Raw genomic sequence first — 20590 nt, 5'->3', positions numbered from 1 at the left:
GGAAGCATTGCACGACCTGTTCATATCCTATGGCCGCGCAGACGAGGATGTCGCCCGCCTTTACGCCTCGACCCTTCAGGACGAGGGCTTCGCGGTGTGGTGGGATGAAACACTGCGCTCGGGCGATACCTACGACGAGGTGATCGAGAAGGCATTGCGCCAGGCCCCGGCGGTAGTCGTGCTCTGGTCGGCAACTTCGGTGCAGTCCCGGTGGGTTCGGTCGGAAGCGACCATCGGCGATCGACACGGGGCGCTGGTCCCAGCCATGATTTCACCGTGCGAGCGGCCAATCATGTTCGAACTGACCCAGACCGCCGACCTCACCGGTTGGAACGGCGATCGGTCGGATCCGCGCTGGCAGGCGTTCGTGTCCGATATCCGACAGGTTGTCGATCGGCGCAGTTCCAGGGACGGGACGGAAGCAGAAACCGTTAGACCCCAAGCGTCCGCCCATGCCCCTCCCCCACTTCCACCACCGGAAAACGCAGAAGGCGAGTTGCCGTCGCTGGCGGTTCTCCCGTTCAAGAACCGCTCGGGCCTCGAAGACGACGATGTTTTTGCAATCGGTCTGGTCGAGGACGTAATCGACGCGCTGTCGCAGGCAGCGGAACTGCGGGTTATTTCCAGCAGCGCGGTCGCGCGTTACCGCGACGGCGAAATCGCCGATATAGAGGCGATGGCGCGTAGTCTGGGGGTGCGATATATCCTCGAAGGGAACGTTCGGCGCAGGATGAAATCCCTGCGTGTCACAGCCCAGCTGCTCGACGCGCGAACCGGCACCATCCTCTGGACACAAAAGTTCGAACGGCCGCTGGACGAACTCGCCGAACTTGAAGAGGAACTGGTCCTCGAAGTCGCCGCCCATCTCAATTCGCAGGTCAACCGCCTCGAGATGGAACGCGCTCTAAAAAAGCCGGAAAATCTGACCGCATGGGAACTGGTCACGCGGGCCGTGGCCAATTACCGCCAGATAACCGGCGAAACTCTTCTCCTGGCATTGCAGGATGCTCAGAAGGCGGTCGAGATCGCCCCGTCTTACGGCCTGGCCCACGCCATGCTCGCCGATGCGAACGCGACGATATATATGCATGCTTCGCCCGACGATCCTGACGCTATCGCGAAAATCAATGCAGAGATTAGCCGCGCCCTGACGCTCGATCCGGACAATCCGATGGTGCTGGCTCACGTCGCCGAGGCCTATAATTACATCGGCCAGCCCGAGGACGCCCTGATCTACGCTCAGCGCGCGTTGGAGAAGAGTCCTAACTTCGGCCTTGCGCATTACAACGCCGGGATCGCCCACGCATTGATGCACAATGCCGACGAAGCATTGGAGCAGTTCGATCTCGAGATCGTCCAGGCCCCGGGCGCGCATACCCAGTTTGCCACGTATGTCTGGAAAGGCAGCGTCCACCTGCGGGACGGAAAGTTGCCCGAAGCCCGCAAACAATACGACCGCGCATTGCGCCTCAACCATACCAGCGCAGCGGCCCATCTGGGCCTGTTCCTGGTCGACAAGCACGAGGGCAATCACGAGCAGGCAGCAGACCATCTCACCAAGATGCGCGAGCACGATCCGCAGGTCACGCTCGACCTGCTCCAGCTTCGCCTGCAACGCTGGTTCGGCAAACTGGAGCATTGTGACGAGATGTGCGCTTGGGCGCAGGAGCACTGGCAAGCGGAAGGCGCAACGGACTGAATGTCGAAACAGCTCGATCTGAAACCGCGCCTCACCTTGCGCATCGGCATCACCGGTCACAGGCCACCGCGATTGCCGACCGACCGAAATGAGGCCGTAAGGCATGGCTGCGAGGACATTTTCGCCCGCGCGAAAACCGCCCTTCACGACATCTTCGAACGCAACCGCGATGTTTTCTCCGACGAGGAGCCTGTCGTCAGGCTGATCTCCGCCATGGCAACCGGTGCCGATACGGTGGCTGCCGAAGCGGCGCTGGCGCAGGGCTTGCCGCTCTCCGCCTGCCTGCCTTTTCGCAAGGAAGACTATGCGCGCGATTTCGAACCTTCCGAATGGGCAAAGACGCTGGCCCTGATCGAGACGGCGGAAAGCACAGTGGAACTTGTCGATCACGAGCCGGGCGATCCCGGAGCTTACGAAGCGATCGGTCGCCTCGTGCTGGCCCAGTCGGACATCCTCATCGCAGTATGGGACGGCGATGCAGCCCGCGGCCGTGGCGGCACGACGGAAGTCGTCGCCCAGGCCGTGGCCAGCCATATGCCTGTCATCCATGTCTGGCCCGACGAGGTCCACCCACCGCAATTGCTGTGGAGCGGCCTTCACGACGAGATACCGGACCGTCCGTCCATCGATGGGGTCGAACGTGTCGAGCTGTCGAAAGCCCTGACCCAGCTGCTCGAGGCTCTTTGCGCGCCGCCCGAAGGCGAGGATGCGCAATGCCTGCAGACCTTTTACGCCCCCGCTCCCAAGCGCAAGCAGTTCAGCATGGCCTGGCCCCTCCTGCTGCTTGCATGCGGGACGAAAAGCATCGCCAAGACGCGCTTCAAGATGCCCACCGTCGCCGAAGCGCGCACGTACTTCATGCCGATGGTCGAACCCTTCGCAGGTCTCGGAGCCCTCGGGCGCAGGCTGAACGACGAGGTTGCCGACCGCTTCGCAAGAGCGGATATGGCGGCGAGCTATTTCGCCTTGCGGTTCAGAAGCAGTTTCGTGACCAATTTCACGCTGGCTGCCCTCGCGGTCCTGCTTGCGCTGTCGGGCCTGTTCTGGCCCGCGGGCAAGTCTTTCCTGATCGCCGCCGAGCTGCTGGTAATCGCCCTCATCATCCTGAACACGCGAAGTGCGCGCAGGTCGGATTTCCATACGATGTGGATCGACAGGCGCCATCTGGCCGAGCGCCTCAGGTTGCTGGCAATGTCCTCGACACTAGGAAGGCTGGAACTGCGCGACGTGGAGGATGGTACCACGCACCCGGGCTGGGTCACCTGGTATGCCCGTGCCACGGCGCGCGAACTGGATATGCCGCCTGGGCAGTTGGACCGCGACTACCTGGCGCGGGTTCGGGAGACGGCCATCCGCTTGATCCGCGACCAGATCGCCTATCACGACGGCAACGCCCATTTGATGGAACATACCAACCATAGGTTGCACGAGGCAGGCGACTGGTTGTTCGTCGGCACGATCATGTTTTGCGCCCTTTACCTGTCGACCCCGATCTTCTCGGACAAGATGGGCTATATATCCGGTGTCAGCCTGGCAGCGGTCACGACTTTCGCGACCGCCTTTTTCCCGGCACTCGCCGCGGCCCTGTACGGCATCCGCATGCAGGGCGATTTCGCCGCGACTGCAGAACGATCGACCGCCCTCGCCCGCCGCCTGCGCAAGCTCGAAGCGTCATTCCAGCGCGATGATCTTGGCTACACGCGCCTCGTAGACAGGATCAGGAGGCTTAGCGACATCATGCTGTCGGATGTGCACCAGTGGCAGCAGCAATACGAAACGCGGCCCATTGCCCTGCCGGGCTGACCCCAATGAAAAACGCCGCCCCGATCGGGACGGCGTTTCTACAAGGCGATTTCAGGCGGTTCAGGCTGCCTCGGCAGGCTTTTTCACCTTCGCAGACTTGATAGTCTGCGGTTCGGCATCGCCGGTACCGGTGTTCTTTTCCGACAGCTTCTTGGCGATGTAACCACCTGCACCAAGCGCGATCATCGCCGGAAGGCTCAACCTGCGCAGCGCGGCTGCTGCAATGACGCCGAGCGCTGCACCGCCTGCCCCGCCAATGCCGGTGGACGTCTTCTTCGCAAGCCTGTCGCCCATATAGGCGCCGATAACCTTGCCAATCATATTCGTGTCTCCTTTGTCCATATAACGGTCAGAGACGGCTCGTGTTCCGGGGGGTCAGGCCTCTATTCCCTTTGCAAGCAAGGTATTGGCAGCCTTGGCCACCGTTTCGGGATCGGGATCGCCCTGCCTGTTCCAGATGGCATAACGCAGCCCTAGGAACACATTCATCCCCATCAGGGCCCAGGCCTCGACCTCGCCCAGATCCGACCGCATCACACCCACCTGCGCTCCGTCTTTCAGGCGCTGTGCGATTCGTTCGCCGATCGTCTCGTAATGGGCCCGGTAGCTTTCCGGATCGACGAATTCCGCCTCGTCGATGATGCGGTAGATTTCCTTGTGTTCGCTGGCAAAGCGCAGGAACCCGCCAAGCGCCGCACGCTCTATCGCGAGCGGGTCGGTCTCGTCCGCGATGGCGTCGCGCGCTGCGGATTTCACCGCGTCGCTCATGTCGAGCACAAGCGCACGGAAGATCGCATCCTTGCTGTCGAAATAGGTGTAGAAAGAGCCGAGTGCCACACCTGCCCGGCGCGTGATCGAGCTGATCGACGCATCGTGGAAGCCGCGCTCACCGAATTCGATGGCCGCCGCATCCAGCAGTTTGCGCTGGGTTTTGCGCCCCCTTTCGGTGCGCGGAACCTTGGGGCTCTCGATCGTTTCGCGGTCCATCCAAACTGCCTCCCTTATCCCTCGCTACCCCGTCTGCCCGGCATAACGCAAGATTAAACTTGAAAGGTGGTTCAGTTTTCAATATTGCTCATGTCGAGAGATTATGAGGGAGGTTCCGAAATGCATTTTCACCCCGTGCGCCTGACGGCAGCATTGATGACTGGTGTCGCTTGCGCGGCACTCGCTACGCCCGCTTCGGCCCAGTCGGAAACGGATGCCGTTGCAGAGATCGACGAGAGCGAGGACGTGATCGTCGTTACTGCCCGCCGCCGCGAAGAACGTCTGATCGATGTGCCGATCGCCGTTTCAGCCTTCTCGGGCGAATCTCTTGAAGAGCGCGGCGCGCTGGATATCACCGACATCGCGCAGGCGGTCCCCAACGTAACGCTGGAAGCCAGCCGCGCTACCAACTCCACCCTGTCTGCCTTCATTCGCGGCATTGGCCAGCAGGATCCCGTATCGGGCTTCGAGCAGGGCGTCGGCATCTATCTCGACGACGTTTACCTGAACCGACCACAGGCGGCGGTGCTCGATATCTACGACGTCGAGCGGATCGAGATCCTGCGCGGCCCGCAGGGAACCCTTTACGGACGCAACACAATCGGCGGTGCCGTCAAATACGTGACCAAGCGGCTGCCGCTCGAACCCTCGTTCAAGGCGCGCGCCACCTATGGCACGTATGACCAGGCAGAGGGCGTCGTGACCGCTTCCGTTCCGATGGGCGACATGGTGCGTATCGGCGGCTCGCTCGCACGCCTGTCGCGCGGCGGGTTCGGCGACAACCTCACTACGGGGCTCGAGAACTACAACAAGGATATCTGGGCCGGACGGCTCAGCCTGGAAGTCGGCGGCTATGACGAGCCCGGCTTCATTCGCCTTCAGGGCGACTACACCAAGGACAAGTCCCTCCCCCGCGGTGGTACGCGCCTCATCCCCGGCCTCGCTTCGGGCGCGCCGATCCTCGACAACGTGTTCGACACGCGCGGAGCGTTGAACGATCCGGAACAGGACGTCGAAAGCTACGGGATTTCGCTCCACGCCGAGATGGAATTGTCGGACGCGCTGACGCTTCGTTCGATCTCCGCATGGCGCAAGGACGACAGCTATACGCCGATCGATTTCGATGCACTTCCGGTGGTCGATCTCGACGTGCCCGGCGCCTATCTCAACGAGCAGCTGAGCCAGGAATTCCAGCTCTTGTGGGACGATGGCGGAGCGCTGTCCGGCCTGCTCGGCTTCTACTATCTCGATGCGAAGGCCGACACGCTGTTCGACGTGCGCATCTTCACCACTTTCCCGGGCCTGACGGCTTACACGCAAGCGGAAGTCGACACCGAAACCTATGCAATCTTCGGGGACTTCACCTTCGACTTCACCGATCAGCTCAGCCTGTCTCTGGGTGGCCGCTATACCTGGGATGAGCGTAGCGCCAGCATCCTGCGCCAGAATTATCTTGGCGGCGGCTCGCCGATCTTCGGCGGCGCAGGCGTGCCATTCGGCGGGCCTTCGACCGATTTCGACGGCAGCAGGGAATTCAAGAAATTCACCCCGCGCGCCTCGATCAGCTTCATGCCGACGCCCGATCACAACATTTACGCCAGCTATTCCAAGGGCTTCAAGGGCGGTGGCTTCGATCCGCGCGGCGTCGGGGCGAATGCTCCGGCAGCCATTACCGGTGCACCGACCGACGCCGAAGTGGCCGATTTCCTCAGCTTCGCCCCGGAAGAGGTCGACAGCTACGAAGTGGGCTACAAAGGCAGCCTCGGCATTCTGAACATCGCGGCTGCTGCCTTCTACGCGGACTACACCGATGTGCAGATCCCGGGTTCGGTTGCCTGCGAAGTTGGCGGCCTGCCGAGCTTCTGCGGTGTTGTGTCGAACGCGGGTAAAGCCACCTTCAAGGGTCTCGAACTGGAAGCAAACGCGCGCTTCGGCGGCGGCTTCGGCCTGTCGGGCTCGCTCGGCTATATCGACGCGGAATACGACGAATATATCACCGATATCGGCGGCACTCCCACCGATGTTGCCGACTTCCGCGTCGTCCAGAACACGCCCGAGTTCACCGGCAGCCTGACCGCCAGCTACGATGCCGATCTGGGCAGCGGCGATCTCTACCTGGGCGCAACGGTCTCCTATCGCAGCAAGGTGAGCCAGTTCGAAATTCCGAACCCCTATCTCGACCAGGACGGCTACGCTCTCGTAGATGCGAGCGTGAAATGGACCGCGCCGGGCGGCAACTGGAGCATCGGGCTCTACGGCAAGAACCTGCTCGACAAGGAATACAAGACGAGCGGTTATACTTTCGTCCTGACCGACCCGGAGACCGGCGAAATCCAGAACGGAACCAACGGATTCCCGATCCCCACGCTGGGCCCCGACGGAACGCTGACTGCGTTCTACGGCAATCCGCGGCAGGTCTTCGCAACGCTCACCTTCGAATACTGAGCACCGAGCAACCAGCTCTCCCAGGAAGGCGGCGACCGGGAAACCGGATCGCCGCCTTCTACCTATCCAGCGGCGATGGCCGCTCCGGTTGTCGCACGGGGGTGGTCGACGGCAATCCCATAGGTGCGAACATAATCACCAAGCCGTTCGTAAACCTGGCCGGCTTCCAGACCGAACTCGGCAAGCGAATACTGGTGCGGCGTCCTCTTTTGCGCAGCGGAACGGGCGAGGAATGCCTCCATCCCCGGCACGGCCGGAGTGATGTCGAAACCGAGGAAATCGTAGACCCGCTCCATTGTCCCGCGCCAGTCGCGGTCCATGGCATCGAACTGGACGTCGATCATTCTATCGCGCGGTATTGCGTCGCGCGCGTCGCGCATGCGGGATATCATTAGCTCGGTCTTACGCAGCCACTCACGCCCGATTTCATCGGGTGAAACATCGTCCGAATAGATAATTGTCTGGTTCCATGCGAGCGAGGCGGCGCTGCCGACGATCGATTGCGGGTCGCGATGCGTGAAGATCAGCCTCGCATCGGGGAACACTTCCAGCAAGGCGGGCAAGTCCAGCATGTGCTGCGGGGTCTTGAGGATCCACGGCCGCAGCGAGCTTTCCTGCTGCGACCATCCGATGAGGCGCAACAGGTTCGCCATGTGCCGGTAAGCCGGGACCGCCGATTCCGCCTCGCTCCACCTGGCAAAGGTCGGGATGCGCCACTGCGCCTCGAATTTCATGCCGTACATGCTTGCGGCGATCAGGCCGAGTTCCTCTTCCGGCTCGAACGGGCCGGTGGGATGGATCGACAGGGTGCGCGGATTGGCGAGCCGGGCGACCTTCATGATGCGCGCGGCCAGCTTGGGCCGGAAGTCCTCCGCCTCTCCTGCCATGACCTCCTCGAAACCCGGACGCGGGACAGGGCTGATCGTCTCGAAACTGCGCAGGTGCGCGAACCTCTGGTCGCTTGCCAGAAGGCGATGCATCCGGGTGGTCCCCGAGCGCATCGGGCCGACGATCACGACCGGGTTCCTGATTGGCCGCGCCAGGATTTCCGGGTGCCGGTCGAACCATTGCTGCGCATAGAGCCGGTCGCGCAGCAGGTGGTGGATCGTCTTCATGGCGGAGAAGTCGCCGGCCGCGTTCAGTCTTGCTTCGACTTTCGTCGAATCGAGCAGCACCTCCAGCGCGCCCTCGAACCAGCGATCGCCGAAATCGTCCGATCCATAGGCTTCGCTCACCTGTTCGATCAGGAAATCCGGCTCCAGCCGCGCGGGATCGACGAGGCCGACCTTGCGCCCTGCCCGGATCGCCGCGTCGGCTACATCGATGAAACGTGTGCGGCGGGGCGGCGTAAGCGGCTGGTTTTGCAAGTGTCTCGGCCTCTCTTTCGGCGTGGGCGCATCGGGTGCGGCCATAGATGCTTCAATGTACGAGATCAGGATGGGTGCCCGCTCTTTTCCTCACTGGCCAAGGCGGCGCGCAGGCGGCATAGCGCGCACCATGCACGACATCGCCTTTATCAGAGCCAATCCGTCCGACTTCGATGCCGCCATGACCAGGCGCGGCGGAGAAGCCGTATCCGACCGCATCCTCGCCCTCGACGCCCGCAAGCGCGAGGCGCAGACGCGGGTCCAGGAAGCGCAGAGCCGCCGCAACGAAGCCTCCAAGGCAATCGGCCAGGCGATGGGCCAGGGCGACAAGGACAAGGCCGAGGCGCTGAAGGCTGAAGTGGCCGAAATCAAGGCTTCGATGCCCGAATGGGAACAGGCCGAACGCGAAGCCGGCGCCGAGCTCGACGACCTCTTGGCCCGGCTGCCGAACCTTCCCGCCGACGATGTGCCGGAAGGCGAAGACGAGGACGACAATGTCGAAGTCTCGCGCTGGGGCGACAAGCGCGATTTCGCTTTCGAGCCAAAGGAACACGCCGATATCGGCCCTGCGCTCGGCATGGACTTCGAAACCGGCGCCAAGCTGTCGGGTGCGCGCTTCACCTTCCTGCGCGGCGACATGGCCCGCCTTCACCGCGCGCTTGCCCAGTTCATGCTCGACAAGCAAACGCGCGAGAACGGCTATACCGAATGCAATCCGCCGGTGCTGGTCAACGACGATGCCATGTACGGCACTGACAAGCTGCCCAAGTTTGCTGACGATAGTTTTCAAACTTACCGGACGCCTCCGCCATTACCGAAAACCAATGGTCGTGTTGATATCAGTAAGCTCGATATGTCTAACGTGGGGACGAAATTTGTGGTCCCCATGGAAGCTTTCGAAGAGCACAATGACTTCTCTGACCCTGAGGTCGAGGATATCTGGCAAGTCGATTCGAACGAATTGAGCTCAATCATCCCAGGTCAATGGCTCATCCCAACCTCGGAAGTCCCGCTGACCGCCTCGGTCGCAGACCAGATCATTCCAGAACCGGTCGAACCCATCCGCCTTACCGCCCATACGCTGTGCTTCCGCAGCGAAGCGGGCTCTGCAGGCAAGGACACGCGCGGGTTCATCCGCCAGCACCAGTTCGAAAAGGTCGAGATGGTCAGCATCTGCCGCCCGGAAGACAGCGAGGCCGAGCACGAGCGCATGACCCGGTGTGCCGAGGGCATCCTCGAGGCGCTGGAGCTTCCCTATCGCAAGATGCTGCTGTGTGTCGGCGACATGGGCTTCGGTGCGCGCAAGACCTTCGATCTTGAAGTCTGGCTGCCCGGACAGGGTGCCTACCGCGAGATTTCCTCCTGCTCGAACACGGGCGAATTCCAGGCGCGCCGCATGAATGCGCGCTATCGTCCCGAAGGCGAGAAGAAGACCCGCTTCCTCCACACACTCAACGGCTCGGGCCTCGCGGTCGGCCGCACGCTGGTCGCGGTCATGGAGAATTACCAGAACGAAGACGGCAGCGTCACCGTGCCCGAAGCCCTCGCCCCCTACATGGGCGGCGTCACCAAGCTGGAACCTGCAGCATGAGGATCCTTCTTACCAATGACGACGGCATCCGCGCAGCGGGCCTCGAAGTGCTCGAGGGCATCGCGCGCAAGTTTTCCGACGACATCTGGATCTGCGCTCCCGACGAGGAACAGTCGGGCATGGGCCACGCGCTCACGCTGACGCGGCCCGTGCGCCTGCGCAAGCACGACGACAGGCGCTTTTCCGTGACCGGCACGCCCACCGATTCCGTCACCATGGGCCTGCGCAAGGTCATGGACGGACCGCCCGACCTGATCCTGTCCGGCGTCAATCGCGGGGCGAACCTTGGCGACGACATCACCTATTCGGGGACGGTATCGGCGGCCATCGAAGGGGCGCTGGCCGGCATCCGCTCCATCGCGCTCAGCCAGGTCTACGCCAAGGAAGGGCTCGGCAATGGCGTCCAGTTCGGTGCGGCCGTGGAATGGGGCGAGCGCGTCCTTGCGCCGCTGCTCGACACGCCCCTGCCCAAGCGCACGCTCGTCAACATCAACTTCCCGCCGCGCCCGGGCAGCGAAGTGCGCGGTATCCGTGCGACGCGGCAGGGCTTTCACGACTATTCGCGCGGCACGGTGGTCGAAGGGCGCGACCCGCGCGGCTTCGAATATTTCTGGTTCGGCCTCGATCCGATCGAGCACACGCTGGACCACGGGACCGATCTCGAAGCCATCGAGGAAGGCTTCGTTTCGGTCACTCCGCTACATCTCGACCTCACCCATCACGCCTCGCTCGGCGCGTTGGGCGAACGCTATGAAAGCTAAGCGGTCTTGACCGTCCTGCCGCGCTCGCCCACCTACTGTTTTGAATGAGCAGGCAAAAGCAGATCGACCGGATCATGCCGGACAAGAGCCCGCGGACATACCGCGGTCCGCGGTTCAAACCCTTGCGCCGAGCGGTGAAAATTCCTGTATGGGGAGATCTTGGCATCAGGCTGGGCCTGGCGCTTTTCCTTATCGGCATCGTGGTCATGGTCCACTGGTGGGACCGCGAAGGACTGGTCGACAATCTCGACGGGGAAGTCAGTTTCCTCGACGTGATCTATTTCACCATGATCTCGATCACGACGACGGGCTTCGGCGATATCGCCCCGATCTCGGACCGGGCGCGACTGGTGGAGGCCGTTATCGTGACACCGATCCGGTTTGCAGTGTTTTTCATCTTCGTGGGCACGGCCTACAATTTCATCATCAAGCGCAGCTGGGAGAAATGGCGCATGGCCCGCATCCAGGAACAGCTTTCGGACCACATCGTGGTCCTGGGCTATGGCATTTCCGGTTCTGAATCGGTCGCGGAACTGATCGAGCGCGGCACCGACCCCTCCTGCATCGTCGTCATCGACCCGAGCGAGGAACGTCTCGCCGATGCGGAAGCGCTTGGCTGCAACATCATGGCTGCCGACGCAACGCGCGACACGACGCTCAAGGCAGTGCGCATATCGGAAGCGCAAAACGTCCTCGTTTCCGCGGGCCGCGACGATACCTCGATCCTGATCGTGCTGACGGTGCGTGCGCTCGCACCCGACGTTCCGATCAGCGTCGTCGTGCGTGCGGACGATAACGAATCGCTCGCGCGTCAGGCGGGCGCGAACAACGTGATCAACCCGGTCCGCTTCACCGGCCTGCTGCTGGCAGGATCGGCGAAGGGAGAACACATCGCGGAATATCTCGCCGATCTCGCGTCTGTTTCGGGCCGGGTCCAGCTGGTCGAACGCGAAGTGACCGAAGAGGAATGCGGCTGCGCGATCGGCGACCTCACGACCGGTGGCCGGGGCCTGCGCGTCTACCGCGACGGGCGCGCGATCGGTTTCTGGGAAGACGAATGCCAGAACCTGCAGAAGGGCGACATCATCGTCGAGATCATCGCCACTCCCAATGGCGAGAGGAAAGGCGACGGCCACGTGGCCGACGACCGCCGGCGCGAAGAAGCCTGATCAGTCCAGCAGCAGGAAAACCCCGCCGATCGCGAGATAGGCGACTAGCCAGTACGACCAGTCGAACAGCGCTTCGCGCAGCTCGCCCTCGCGGCGCACGGCAGTGATGACGAGCGCCGGTCCGATGAAGGTCAGAGCAAGCCCGCCGGTCATCATGAAGTAGAGCCAGGGCTTGGCCTGCAGGGTCGCAACACCGACTCGCGCAAGCATGTGCCCGATCATTGCCGCACTGACCGCAAGCAGGATGGCGGCGAGCAGGTGCAGTCCGAGCTTTTCGCCCGGCAGCGCCTTCCGGCCATAGAATGCCACGCCCAACAGCGCCGCAACTGCCCAGCCCGCTCCGACGGCAATCCAATTTACAGGTCCCATTCGTCCCTCCTAGCGCGCATCGCAGGGTTGGTGTAGAGGGCCGCCCAATCATGACCAGCACAACCTCATCGATCCCCGACCAGAAAAAGGTCGGCATGGTTTCCCTCGGATGTCCCAAGGCCCTCGTCGACAGCGAGCGCATCCTCACGCGTCTGCGCGCCGATGGCTATGCGATGAGCCCCGATTACGCCGGTGCCGACGTGGTGCTGGTGAACACGTGCGGCTTTCTCGACAGCGCGAAGGAGGAAAGCCTTCAGGCGATCGGCGAGGCGATTGCAGAGAATGGTCGCGTGATCGTGACCGGCTGCATGGGCGAAGAGGCTGACGTCATTCGCGCCGCGCATCCCAGCGTCCTCGCAGTGACGGGCGCGCATCAGTACGAGCAGGTGGTCGAAGCGGTGCACGAACACGCCCCGCCGAGCCAGGGGCCTTTCATCGACCTGATCCCGCAGCCCGATGTGAAACTCACGCCGCGCCATTACAGCTATCTGAAGATCTCGGAGGGCTGCAACCACTCCTGCGCCTTCTGCATCATCCCTGACTTGCGCGGCAAACTTGCCAGCCGCCGGATCGATGCCGTGCTGCGCGAGGCCGAAAAACTGGTCGCAGCAGGGACGAAGGAATTGCTGGTCATCAGCCAGGACACCTCGGCTTACGGTGTCGACACGCGGCACGAAGAGCGCCAGTGGAAGGGCAATCCCGTCCGCGCGCACATGACGGACCTGGCGCGCGAACTTGGCCAGCTGGATATCGGCGGCGGGATGCCGCCATGGGTCCGGCTGCACTATGTCTATCCCTATCCGCACGTCGATGCGGTCATCCCGCTGATGGCCGAGGGACTCCTGACGCCCTATCTCGACATTCCCTTCCAGCATGCGAGCCCGAAGGTGCTGCGCGCCATGAAGCGCCCGGCCAACGAGGCAAAGGTGCTCGACCGGCTGAAGAACTGGCGTTCCATCTGTCCCGACATAGTGGTGCGTTCCAGCTTCGTCGTCGGCTTCCCCGGCGAAACCGAAGAGGATTTCCAGTACCTGCTGGACTGGCTCGAAGAAGCGCAGCTCGACCGCGTGGGCGCATTTCGTTTCGAGCCCGTGGAGGGCGCTCAGGCCAATGCCCTCCCCGATCCCGTCCCCGAAGAAGTGAAGGAAGAGCGCTACACGCGGATCATGGAAGTGACCGCCCGCATCAGCGCGGAGAAGCTCCAGGCCAAGGTCGGACGCACGCTTCCGGTCATCATCGACGAGGTCGGCTTGCCCGACGAAGACGGCGATGTCGGAGCCACTGGCCGAAGCCAGGCCGACGCCCCTGAAATCGATGGCGCTGTCTACCTGCGCAACGTTCCGCAGGACCTTTCTCCCGGCGCAATCGTATCCGCGAAAATCGAGGATGCGGACGAGCACGACCTTTTCGGCGTCATTTCGTAAATTCTGGGCCGCGCTTGAATGCCGGAATTTAAGATTTTAGCCGGCCGACAGATTCCAATGCAAACCACCGCTTTTGCGTAACTTCTTTGGGCGGCGGGCGTTGCGCAACGCCGGATAAGCGGCGCAGTCGTTAACGCTAGCCCCTTAAGCGCCCTTAACCATCGAAACGGGCAGTATCCCTGCGTCACCCGCAGAAATCCGCCGCGCCGTTGAAACATTCTTAAGATTAATCGCCCCATAGGGGCAGGCGATGGACGAGAAAACCGCCCTCGCCCCGGTGCCGGGACCGCGTGATCGGAAGCCTTCGGGCAAACGATCCGAAGGTCGCCTGAAGCGCCTGCAACACCTGCTCTGGTCGGGTGCGGTGGCGTTCGTCATGCTTGCAACGATGATGCTGGTTCCGGTGGATCAGTTTCTCTGGATGATCCAGTCGAGGGTCGCCAACCAGCAACCTTCCGGAGAAATCGTATTCGTCGGATCGAGTGCGGAAGTAGATGGACGGTTGACGGCCACTGAGCGCAAACAGCTTGTCGAAGGCCTCCGCCGCCTTAGGGATGCGGAAGTTGCGAAAGTCTATCTGGATTTCGTTCTTCACGAAGGAGACAGTCCCGACGCCGATGCGGAGCTCGCTGCGGCAATTGCAGATTTCGGCGAAGACTTGGTTCTTGTCGACCAGATAAAACCGGCCCTCAACGGGGAGGAAGAACTACTTCGCTCCAATCCGATTTTCGAAGGGGCTGGCGGTCGCGTTATTACCGACAGGTCGACCACATGGATGGGATATCAGTGGACCGTTCGCGGCGCTGACCGAGCCGCAAACGCGCCTGCGCCATTTGCGGTCGCTCTCGCGCAAGAACCCAAGGCGCCGACCGGTATTGTGCAGATCGATTACGGTTTCGATCCCGACCTGATACCGGCGTTTCGTCTTCGCAACGTTGTAGATGGCAACACTTCGCTGGCGAGCCTTAAAGAAAAGCATGTCGTTATCGGTCCTTCGACTTCCAAGTCGACTGAGCCCGTTTCGATCCCAGGCAAGTACAACGCCCCGCCGAGCTATCCGGCAATCTACGCTGCCGAAACCTTCAAGTCGGGGCGCAATGGATTTGTCGGCGGGTTGCCACTCACACTTCTCTTTGCGGCGGCTATCGCAGCCACGGTCTTGTTCGCACGTCTTAAGAAAGTCCGCCGGATCGCATACGTAGCGATCGCCTTGGCTCTCCCCGGCGTTTTGTTTGCTGGAGCGTATTTCGGGGTACGCACCGAACTCGCATATGCAGGCGCTCTTGTTTTTGCGTTCGCAGCACAACGCTCTCGCGCACGGTGGCGACTGCGGGTCGCCAATATCGACAATGATACAGGGTTGGAGAAACTTCGCGTTCTCGATCGGGCCGTATCACAAAACTTCCTGCGCACCGGACACATCGTCGTGGCACGCCTCCAAGGCTTGGAGCAAGTTTTGAAGACGCTAGGTTCGGCCGAGCGCTCCAGTTACATCTTGCGCCTCGTCGACCGCCTTCGGGCAGCCGACCAGGAACTGGCCATCTATATCGATGGGCACTTCCTCGCCTGGCACTCGACCGAACGCGATACTGGCCGCCTGATCGAACATCTCGAAGGCTTGCGCGCGATATTCGCCGCGCCGATCAAGGTCGGCTCGGAAAGCGTCGACGTCGGCATCACTTTCGGCGTCGCATCGATCGGTGAGGCAGGTCGCAACTCGGTCGCCGCGGCCGCCGCGGCAGCAGAAGAGACTTCCGAGGCGCATGAACCGATCAAGATCGCCCAGGTCGCCTCGCACCATGACGAATTGTGGGACATTTCGCTCCGCGCGCGAATCGACGCGGCCATGGAAGCCGGCGAGATCTACTGTGTCTACCAGCCGAAAATCGACATGATCTCAGGCTCCCTCACCGGTGTCGAAGCGCTGGTGCGCTGGCATGATCCGGAACGCGGATTTATTTCTCCGATCAAGTTCATCGCCCAGTCCGAAAAGGCCGGGCGCATGGAGCACCTGACGCGATACGTCCTCCAGACTGCCTGCAATGCCGGACGCCTGATGCATTTCCGCGGTTCTGCCGTCTCCATGTCGGTCAACATCTCGGCCACCTTGCTCAACGATATGCGAATCGTTGGCATCGTGCGGAACACGCTGCAGGCGACGGGCTTCGATCCGCGATCGCTGATCCTCGAAATTACCGAGACCGCTCGGATCGGGGACCTTGCCAAGGCCGCAACTATTCTCGACGAATTGAAATTGCTGGGACTGAAGATCTCGATGGATGATTTTGGAGTGGGTGCCGCCAATTTCGAAACGTTTTACGGACTTCCGTTCGATGAGCTGAAAATCGACCGTCTTTTCGTCGATTCTATTTCGCGTAGCGAAAAGGCCAAGGCGATCGCGTCCAGTATTATCGAGATGGGCAAGGCTGCGCGAATCACCGTGGTCGCGGAAGGGGCAGAAGACGAGAAAACCCTTCAAATCCTTAACGAAATTGGCTGCCGATACGTCCAGGGCTATGCATTGGCCCGCCCATTGTCGCTGACTAACCTGTTGGAATTTCAGGATTCCTATGAGGGGTCGCAGACCGGAACGTAGTTAACTCTTTACAAACAGACATAGTTAATGGATTACTTCCTGTTGAAACCACAACAGGAGGCAAACCATGTGGGATTTTTGGGGCTGGCTTATGGGCGGCCGTAGCAAATAACTACGCATGCTTTTAGCTAGCATTGTATTCGAAAGGGCTCCTCACGGGGCCCTTTCTTTTTTGGGGTATCGAACCGCGCATCACGCCTGAAACATTGTCGGCACCGCTGCGTTGTCACCTCATGCCCATCAGGATCGAAAGCAGCTTCGCCTTCTCACTCGAACGCGAGACCGACGTCTTGCTGCAGTTCGAGGCCGCCGCAATACCGGAGCAGCGTGTCCTTTCGACCCGCACCCGGCTCAGCCCTGCCATCCACGAAGCGCGCGTCGGAGCGCAGGACGATATCGGCGAACGCATCTGGATCCGCGCCAACGGCCTGTTCGAAGTCGAATACGAGGCCGAGGTCGAGATCATGCGCGACGTATCCGACGTCGCAGCTTGCGGTGCCCTTCACCCTCACCAATTGCCTGGCGAAGCGGTCGAGTATCTGTTCGACAGCCGCTATTGCCCGAGCGACCGGTTCCAGACCTTCGTCGAGGACGAATTCGGCAACACGTCCGGCGGCGCGCGCATTGCCGCGATCCGCGACTGGATAGCTTCGAACTTCACCTACACTCCCGGCTCTTCCGGACCGCAGACCACCGCGCTCGACAGCTTCGTCGAACGGCGCGGGATCTGCCGGGATTATGCCCACACGATGATCGTCATGGCGCGTGCAAGTACCATCCCTGCCCGCTACGTCGCCTGTTACGCGCCGGGCGTCGATCCTCAGGACTTCCACGCGGTAGCCGAGGTCTTTCTGGCTGATCCCAAGATGGAGGGCGGCGGCAGCTGGCAACTGGTGGATGCGACGGGAATGGCCGATCCGGCGGAGACGGTGAAGATCGGCATCGGCCGCGATGCTGCGGACGTAAGCTTTCTGACCACCTTCGGCATGAGCGACTTCAAGCGCAGTTCGGTGAGCGTTACGCGCGTCGACCAAGAATAGGAATGCACCTGTCTGGCGCCCAATCGCGCGCCCTGATAGGCGACTGAATGATAAAGGGGAGAACAGCCGCCAATGGACGGTACATGCCAGAGCTAGCCTTCACCGCCGATCGCCTGCTCCTGTTCGGAGCCACCGGCGACCTGTCGCAGCGGATGCTCCTGCCTTCGCTTTGCGCGCTCAATTTCGACAACCTTCTTAACCAGGACCTGCGGATAGTCTGCACCGCCCGGTCGGAGATGAGCACCCACGAGTTCCGCAACTTCGCGCGGGAAGCGCTGGAAAAGTACCTGCCCAAGCACCGGCGCGGCGGCATGGCCGATTTCCTTAACCGGCTGAGCTACGTCCCGGTCGATGCGACCACGCCCGAAGGCTATGACAAGCTTGCAGAGGAAGTGGGCGAATATGATGGGCTGGCGATCTTCCTGTCGACCGCGCCCAGCCTGTTCGAACCGACCATCAGCGGGCTCGAACGTGTCGACCTGACCCGCGGCAATGCGCGCATCGCGCTGGAAAAGCCGCTCGGCACCGATTTCGACAGCAGCTGCGAGATCAACGATGCGGTGGCCAAGGCCTTCCCCGAACACCGCATTTTCCGCATCGATCATTACCTCGGCAAGGAAACTGTCCAGAACCTGCTGGCGCTGCGTTTTGCCAATATCCTGTTCGAGCCGGTCTGGAATTCCAACTATATCGAACATGTCCAGATCACCGTCGCGGAGACAGTGGGCCTGGAATCGCGCGTCGCCTATTATGACGACAGCGGGGCCCTGCGCGACATGGTTCAGAACCATATGCTGCAACTGCTGGCGCTGGTCGCGATGGAGCCGCCGACGAGCTTCGATGCCACTGCCGTGCGCGATGAAAAGGTCAAGGTCCTCCGGGCCCTACGCGAAGTGTCCCAGTCCGAAGTCGTCACCGGCCAGTACCGCGCCGGGGCCGTCGACGGGAAGAGCGTGCCCGGTTACGACGAGGAACTGGGCAAGGAAAGCGACACGGAAACCTTCGTTGCGGTCAAGGCGAATGTCGACAACTGGCGCTGGCGCGGCGTTCCCTTCTACCTGAGGCACGGCAAGCGCCTGCCCGAACGCGTCACCGAAATCGTTATCCAGTTCCGCTGTATCCCTCACTCCATCTTCGAGGGACGCGGCGCGGTGACGCAGCCGAACAGGCTGGTCATTGAAATCCAGCCGAAGGAAAACATCCAGCTATCGATGATGGCGAAGGTCCCGGGCCTGGGCCGCGAAGGGTTGCGCTTGCGCCCCGTGCCGCTCGACATCGCGATGCCGGATGCCTTTTCCGACACCGTGCGCCGCATCGCTTACGAACGGCTGCTCCTCGACCTCATCGAAGGCGACCAGACGCTGTTCGTCCGCCGCGACGAAGTCGAAGCCCAATGGGAGTGGATCGACCAGATCCGCGCGCTCTGGGCAGAGAACGATATGAAACCCAAGACCTATTCATCAGGTTCATGGGGGCCCAGCGCGGCCATCGCGCTTGCCGAACGCGACGGGGTGACGTGGCACGATGACTAAACCGCTCAACGATACGATCACCCGGGTTACGGAGCGCGTGATTGCCAATTCGCGCGACAGCCGCTCCGCCTATCTCGACCTCATGGATCGCGAGGGCGAACGCCAGGTCGATCGCCATTCATTGTCCTGCTCGAACCTCGCCCACGCTTTTGCCGGGGCAGAGGACGACCAGAACGCCATCAAGGCGGCGCAAGGCCCGAACCTCGGCATAGTGACCGCCTACAACGATATGCTGTCCGCCCACCAGCCCTACCACCGCTATCCCGAGCGCATGAAGATCTGGGCGCGCGAGGTTGGCGCGACGGCACAGGTCGCAGGCGGCACGCCGGCCATGTGCGATGGCGTGACGCAAGGGCAGGACGGCATGGAACTGTCGCTCTTCAGCCGCGACACGATCGCGCTCAGCACCATCGTCGCCCTGTCACACGCCATGTACGACGGCGTCGCCCTGCTCGGCATTTGCGACAAGATCGTTCCCGGCCTCCTGATGGGCGCCCTGCGTTTCGGCCACCTGCCGACGATTTTCGTGCCTTCGGGTCCCATGGGCACCGGCATTTCCAATAAGGAAAAGCAACGCACGCGCCAGCTTTACGCAGAAGGCAAGGTCGGGCGCGACGAGCTCCTCGCGAGCGAGATGGGCAGCTACCATTCGCCCGGCACCTGCACATTCTACGGCACCGCCAATTCCAATCAGATGATGATGGAGATGATGGGCCTGCACGTTCCGGGCGCGGCCTTCGTTCCGCCGGGCGCCAAGCTGCGTCAGGAACTCACGCGTTCCGCCACGCACCGGCTCGCCGCGATCCGCAAGGAAGGGGACGACTTCCGTCCGCTGTCACGAGTCGTCGACGAGAAAGCCATCATCAACGCTGCAATCGGCCTCCTCGCGACGGGCGGATCCACCAATCACGCGATCCATATTCCCGCCATGGCGCGGGCCGCCGGCATCCGTTTCGACTGGAGCGATCTTGCCGAACTTTCCAGCGCCGTGCCGCTGGTCGCGCGCGTCTATCCCAACGGGTCGGGCGATGTGAACCATTTCCACGACGCAGGCGGCATGGGTTACGTAATCGGCACACTGCTCGACGAGGGGCTTGCCCACGCAGACATTCTCACCGTCTGGGACGGGGGTTTCGAAGCCTATTCGCGCGAACCGGGAATGGATGGCGAAGAGCTGACATGGCGCGATCCGGGCCCGAGCGGGGACACGGAAATGCTGCGCCCCGCATCCGATCCCTTCCAGTCCGACGGCGGCATGCGCCTCGTCGAGGGCAATCTCGGACGTGCCTGTTTCAAATCGTCCGCCGTCGAACGCGAGCGCTGGACCATCGAGGCGCCGTGCCGCGTTTTCGAAGACCAGCATTCGGTCAATGAGGCCTTCAAGAAGGGCGAACTCGACAAGGATGTGGTCGTGGTGGTCCGCTTCCAGGGTCCGCGCGCCAATGGCATGCCAGAGCTGCATAAGCTCACCCCTGCCCTCGGCGTTCTCCAGGACCGTGGGTACCGGGTGGCGCTCGTCACCGATGGCCGGATGAGCGGCGCCAGCGGGAAAGTCCCCGCGGCAATCCACTGCACACCCGAAGCACTGGGCGGTGGACCGCTGGCCAAACTGCGTGACGGCGACATCGTCAAGGTCTGTGCGGAGGCCGGCACGCTGTCGACTACGGCCGATCTCGGCAGCCGGGAAGCCGCGCACGAGCCTGCGCCCGACATGGGCATGGGCCGCGAATTCTATGCCATGTTCCGCGCCAATTCCGACGGCGCGGAACAAGGCGCTTCATCGATGCTCGCAATGGCAGGATTGTAG

General features: G+C 62.0%; 15 protein-coding genes. 11 read left to right on the top strand and 4 right to left on the bottom strand.

Annotated elements, in window-relative coordinates:
• Positions 1-7: 7 nt before the first annotated feature.
• Both CVE41_RS10220 and CVE41_RS10215 read left to right on the top strand, forming a co-directional pair.
• The gene (locus CVE41_RS10220) at positions 8-1699 is read left to right on the top strand and encodes a TIR domain-containing protein (protein WP_100260552.1); all 1692 of its coding nucleotides are present in this window, start codon (positions 8-10) and stop codon (positions 1697-1699) included.
• Complete coding sequence (locus tag CVE41_RS10215; protein WP_100260551.1) at positions 1700-3502, top strand: magnesium transporter CorA family protein; 1803 nt, start codon at positions 1700-1702, stop codon at positions 3500-3502. It abuts the gene before it with no gap.
• 60 nt (positions 3503-3562) lie between these two features.
• Here the strand turns inward: CVE41_RS10215 and CVE41_RS10210 are convergent, their stop codons facing one another.
• Both CVE41_RS10210 and CVE41_RS10205 read right to left on the bottom strand, forming a co-directional pair.
• Positions 3563-3823: a hypothetical protein gene (locus tag CVE41_RS10210; protein ID WP_157799478.1), complete on the bottom strand. Its 261-nt coding sequence runs from the start codon at positions 3821-3823 to the stop codon at positions 3563-3565.
• Between the two features lie 54 nt (positions 3824-3877).
• Positions 3878-4489: a TetR/AcrR family transcriptional regulator gene (locus CVE41_RS10205; RefSeq protein WP_100260549.1), complete on the bottom strand. Its 612-nt coding sequence runs from the start codon at positions 4487-4489 to the stop codon at positions 3878-3880.
• Between the two features lie 120 nt (positions 4490-4609).
• Here CVE41_RS10205 and CVE41_RS10200 point away from each other — a divergent pair, with 120 nt between their 5' ends.
• Positions 4610-6934 (top strand): TonB-dependent receptor, encoded by a 2325-nt coding sequence (locus tag CVE41_RS10200; RefSeq protein WP_100260548.1) that lies wholly within the window; start codon positions 4610-4612, stop codon positions 6932-6934.
• Between the two features lie 62 nt (positions 6935-6996).
• Here the strand turns inward: CVE41_RS10200 and CVE41_RS10195 are convergent, their stop codons facing one another.
• Entirely contained in the window at positions 6997-8301 is a 1305-nt protein-coding gene (locus tag CVE41_RS10195) for a sulfotransferase family protein (RefSeq protein ID WP_232725647.1), read from the bottom strand.
• Positions 8302-8431: 130 nt separating this feature from the next.
• Here CVE41_RS10195 and serS point away from each other — a divergent pair, with 130 nt between their 5' ends.
• From serS to CVE41_RS10180, 3 genes are all read left to right on the top strand, one after another.
• The gene (gene serS / locus CVE41_RS10190; protein WP_100260546.1) at positions 8432-9892 is read left to right on the top strand and encodes a serine--tRNA ligase; all 1461 of its coding nucleotides are present in this window, start codon (positions 8432-8434) and stop codon (positions 9890-9892) included.
• The gene (surE, locus tag CVE41_RS10185) at positions 9889-10653 is read left to right on the top strand and encodes a 5'/3'-nucleotidase SurE (RefSeq protein ID WP_100260545.1); all 765 of its coding nucleotides are present in this window, start codon (positions 9889-9891) and stop codon (positions 10651-10653) included. The genes serS and surE overlap by 4 nt, the downstream gene beginning before the upstream one ends.
• Positions 10654-10727: 74 nt before the next feature.
• Positions 10728-11822, top strand: coding sequence for a potassium channel family protein (locus CVE41_RS10180; protein WP_232725856.1), 1095 nt, complete (start codon positions 10728-10730; stop codon positions 11820-11822).
• Here CVE41_RS10180 and CVE41_RS10175 read toward each other — a convergent pair whose 3' ends face one another.
• A complete protein-coding gene (locus CVE41_RS10175) occupies positions 11823-12191 on the bottom strand; it encodes a DUF1761 domain-containing protein (protein WP_100260543.1) in 369 nt (122 codons plus the stop codon).
• A gap of 50 nt (positions 12192-12241) precedes the next feature.
• Between CVE41_RS10175 and rimO the strand changes: the two genes are divergently transcribed.
• From rimO to edd, 5 genes are all read left to right on the top strand, one after another.
• Positions 12242-13615: a 30S ribosomal protein S12 methylthiotransferase RimO gene (rimO, locus tag CVE41_RS10170; RefSeq protein WP_100260542.1), complete on the top strand. Its 1374-nt coding sequence runs from the start codon at positions 12242-12244 to the stop codon at positions 13613-13615.
• A 250-nt stretch (positions 13616-13865) separates the two neighbouring features.
• Positions 13866-16211, top strand: coding sequence for an EAL domain-containing protein (locus tag CVE41_RS10165; RefSeq protein WP_100260541.1), 2346 nt, complete (start codon positions 13866-13868; stop codon positions 16209-16211).
• A gap of 233 nt (positions 16212-16444) precedes the next feature.
• Positions 16445-17251: a transglutaminase-like domain-containing protein gene (locus CVE41_RS10160; protein WP_100261486.1), complete on the top strand. Its 807-nt coding sequence runs from the start codon at positions 16445-16447 to the stop codon at positions 17249-17251.
• An 83-nt stretch (positions 17252-17334) separates the two neighbouring features.
• The gene (gene zwf, locus CVE41_RS10155) at positions 17335-18783 is read left to right on the top strand and encodes a glucose-6-phosphate dehydrogenase (RefSeq protein ID WP_100260540.1); all 1449 of its coding nucleotides are present in this window, start codon (positions 17335-17337) and stop codon (positions 18781-18783) included.
• The gene (gene edd, locus CVE41_RS10150) at positions 18776-20590 is read left to right on the top strand and encodes a phosphogluconate dehydratase (protein WP_100260539.1); all 1815 of its coding nucleotides are present in this window, start codon (positions 18776-18778) and stop codon (positions 20588-20590) included. Before zwf ends, edd begins: the two co-directional genes overlap by 8 nt.

This window comes from Qipengyuania seohaensis (genome assembly GCF_002795865.1).
GTDB classification, from domain to species: Bacteria; Pseudomonadota; Alphaproteobacteria; order Sphingomonadales; family Sphingomonadaceae; genus Qipengyuania; species Qipengyuania seohaensis.
The sequence above is the reverse complement of the archived record's forward strand: the minus strand, read 5'-3'. Positions and strand labels throughout refer to the sequence as shown.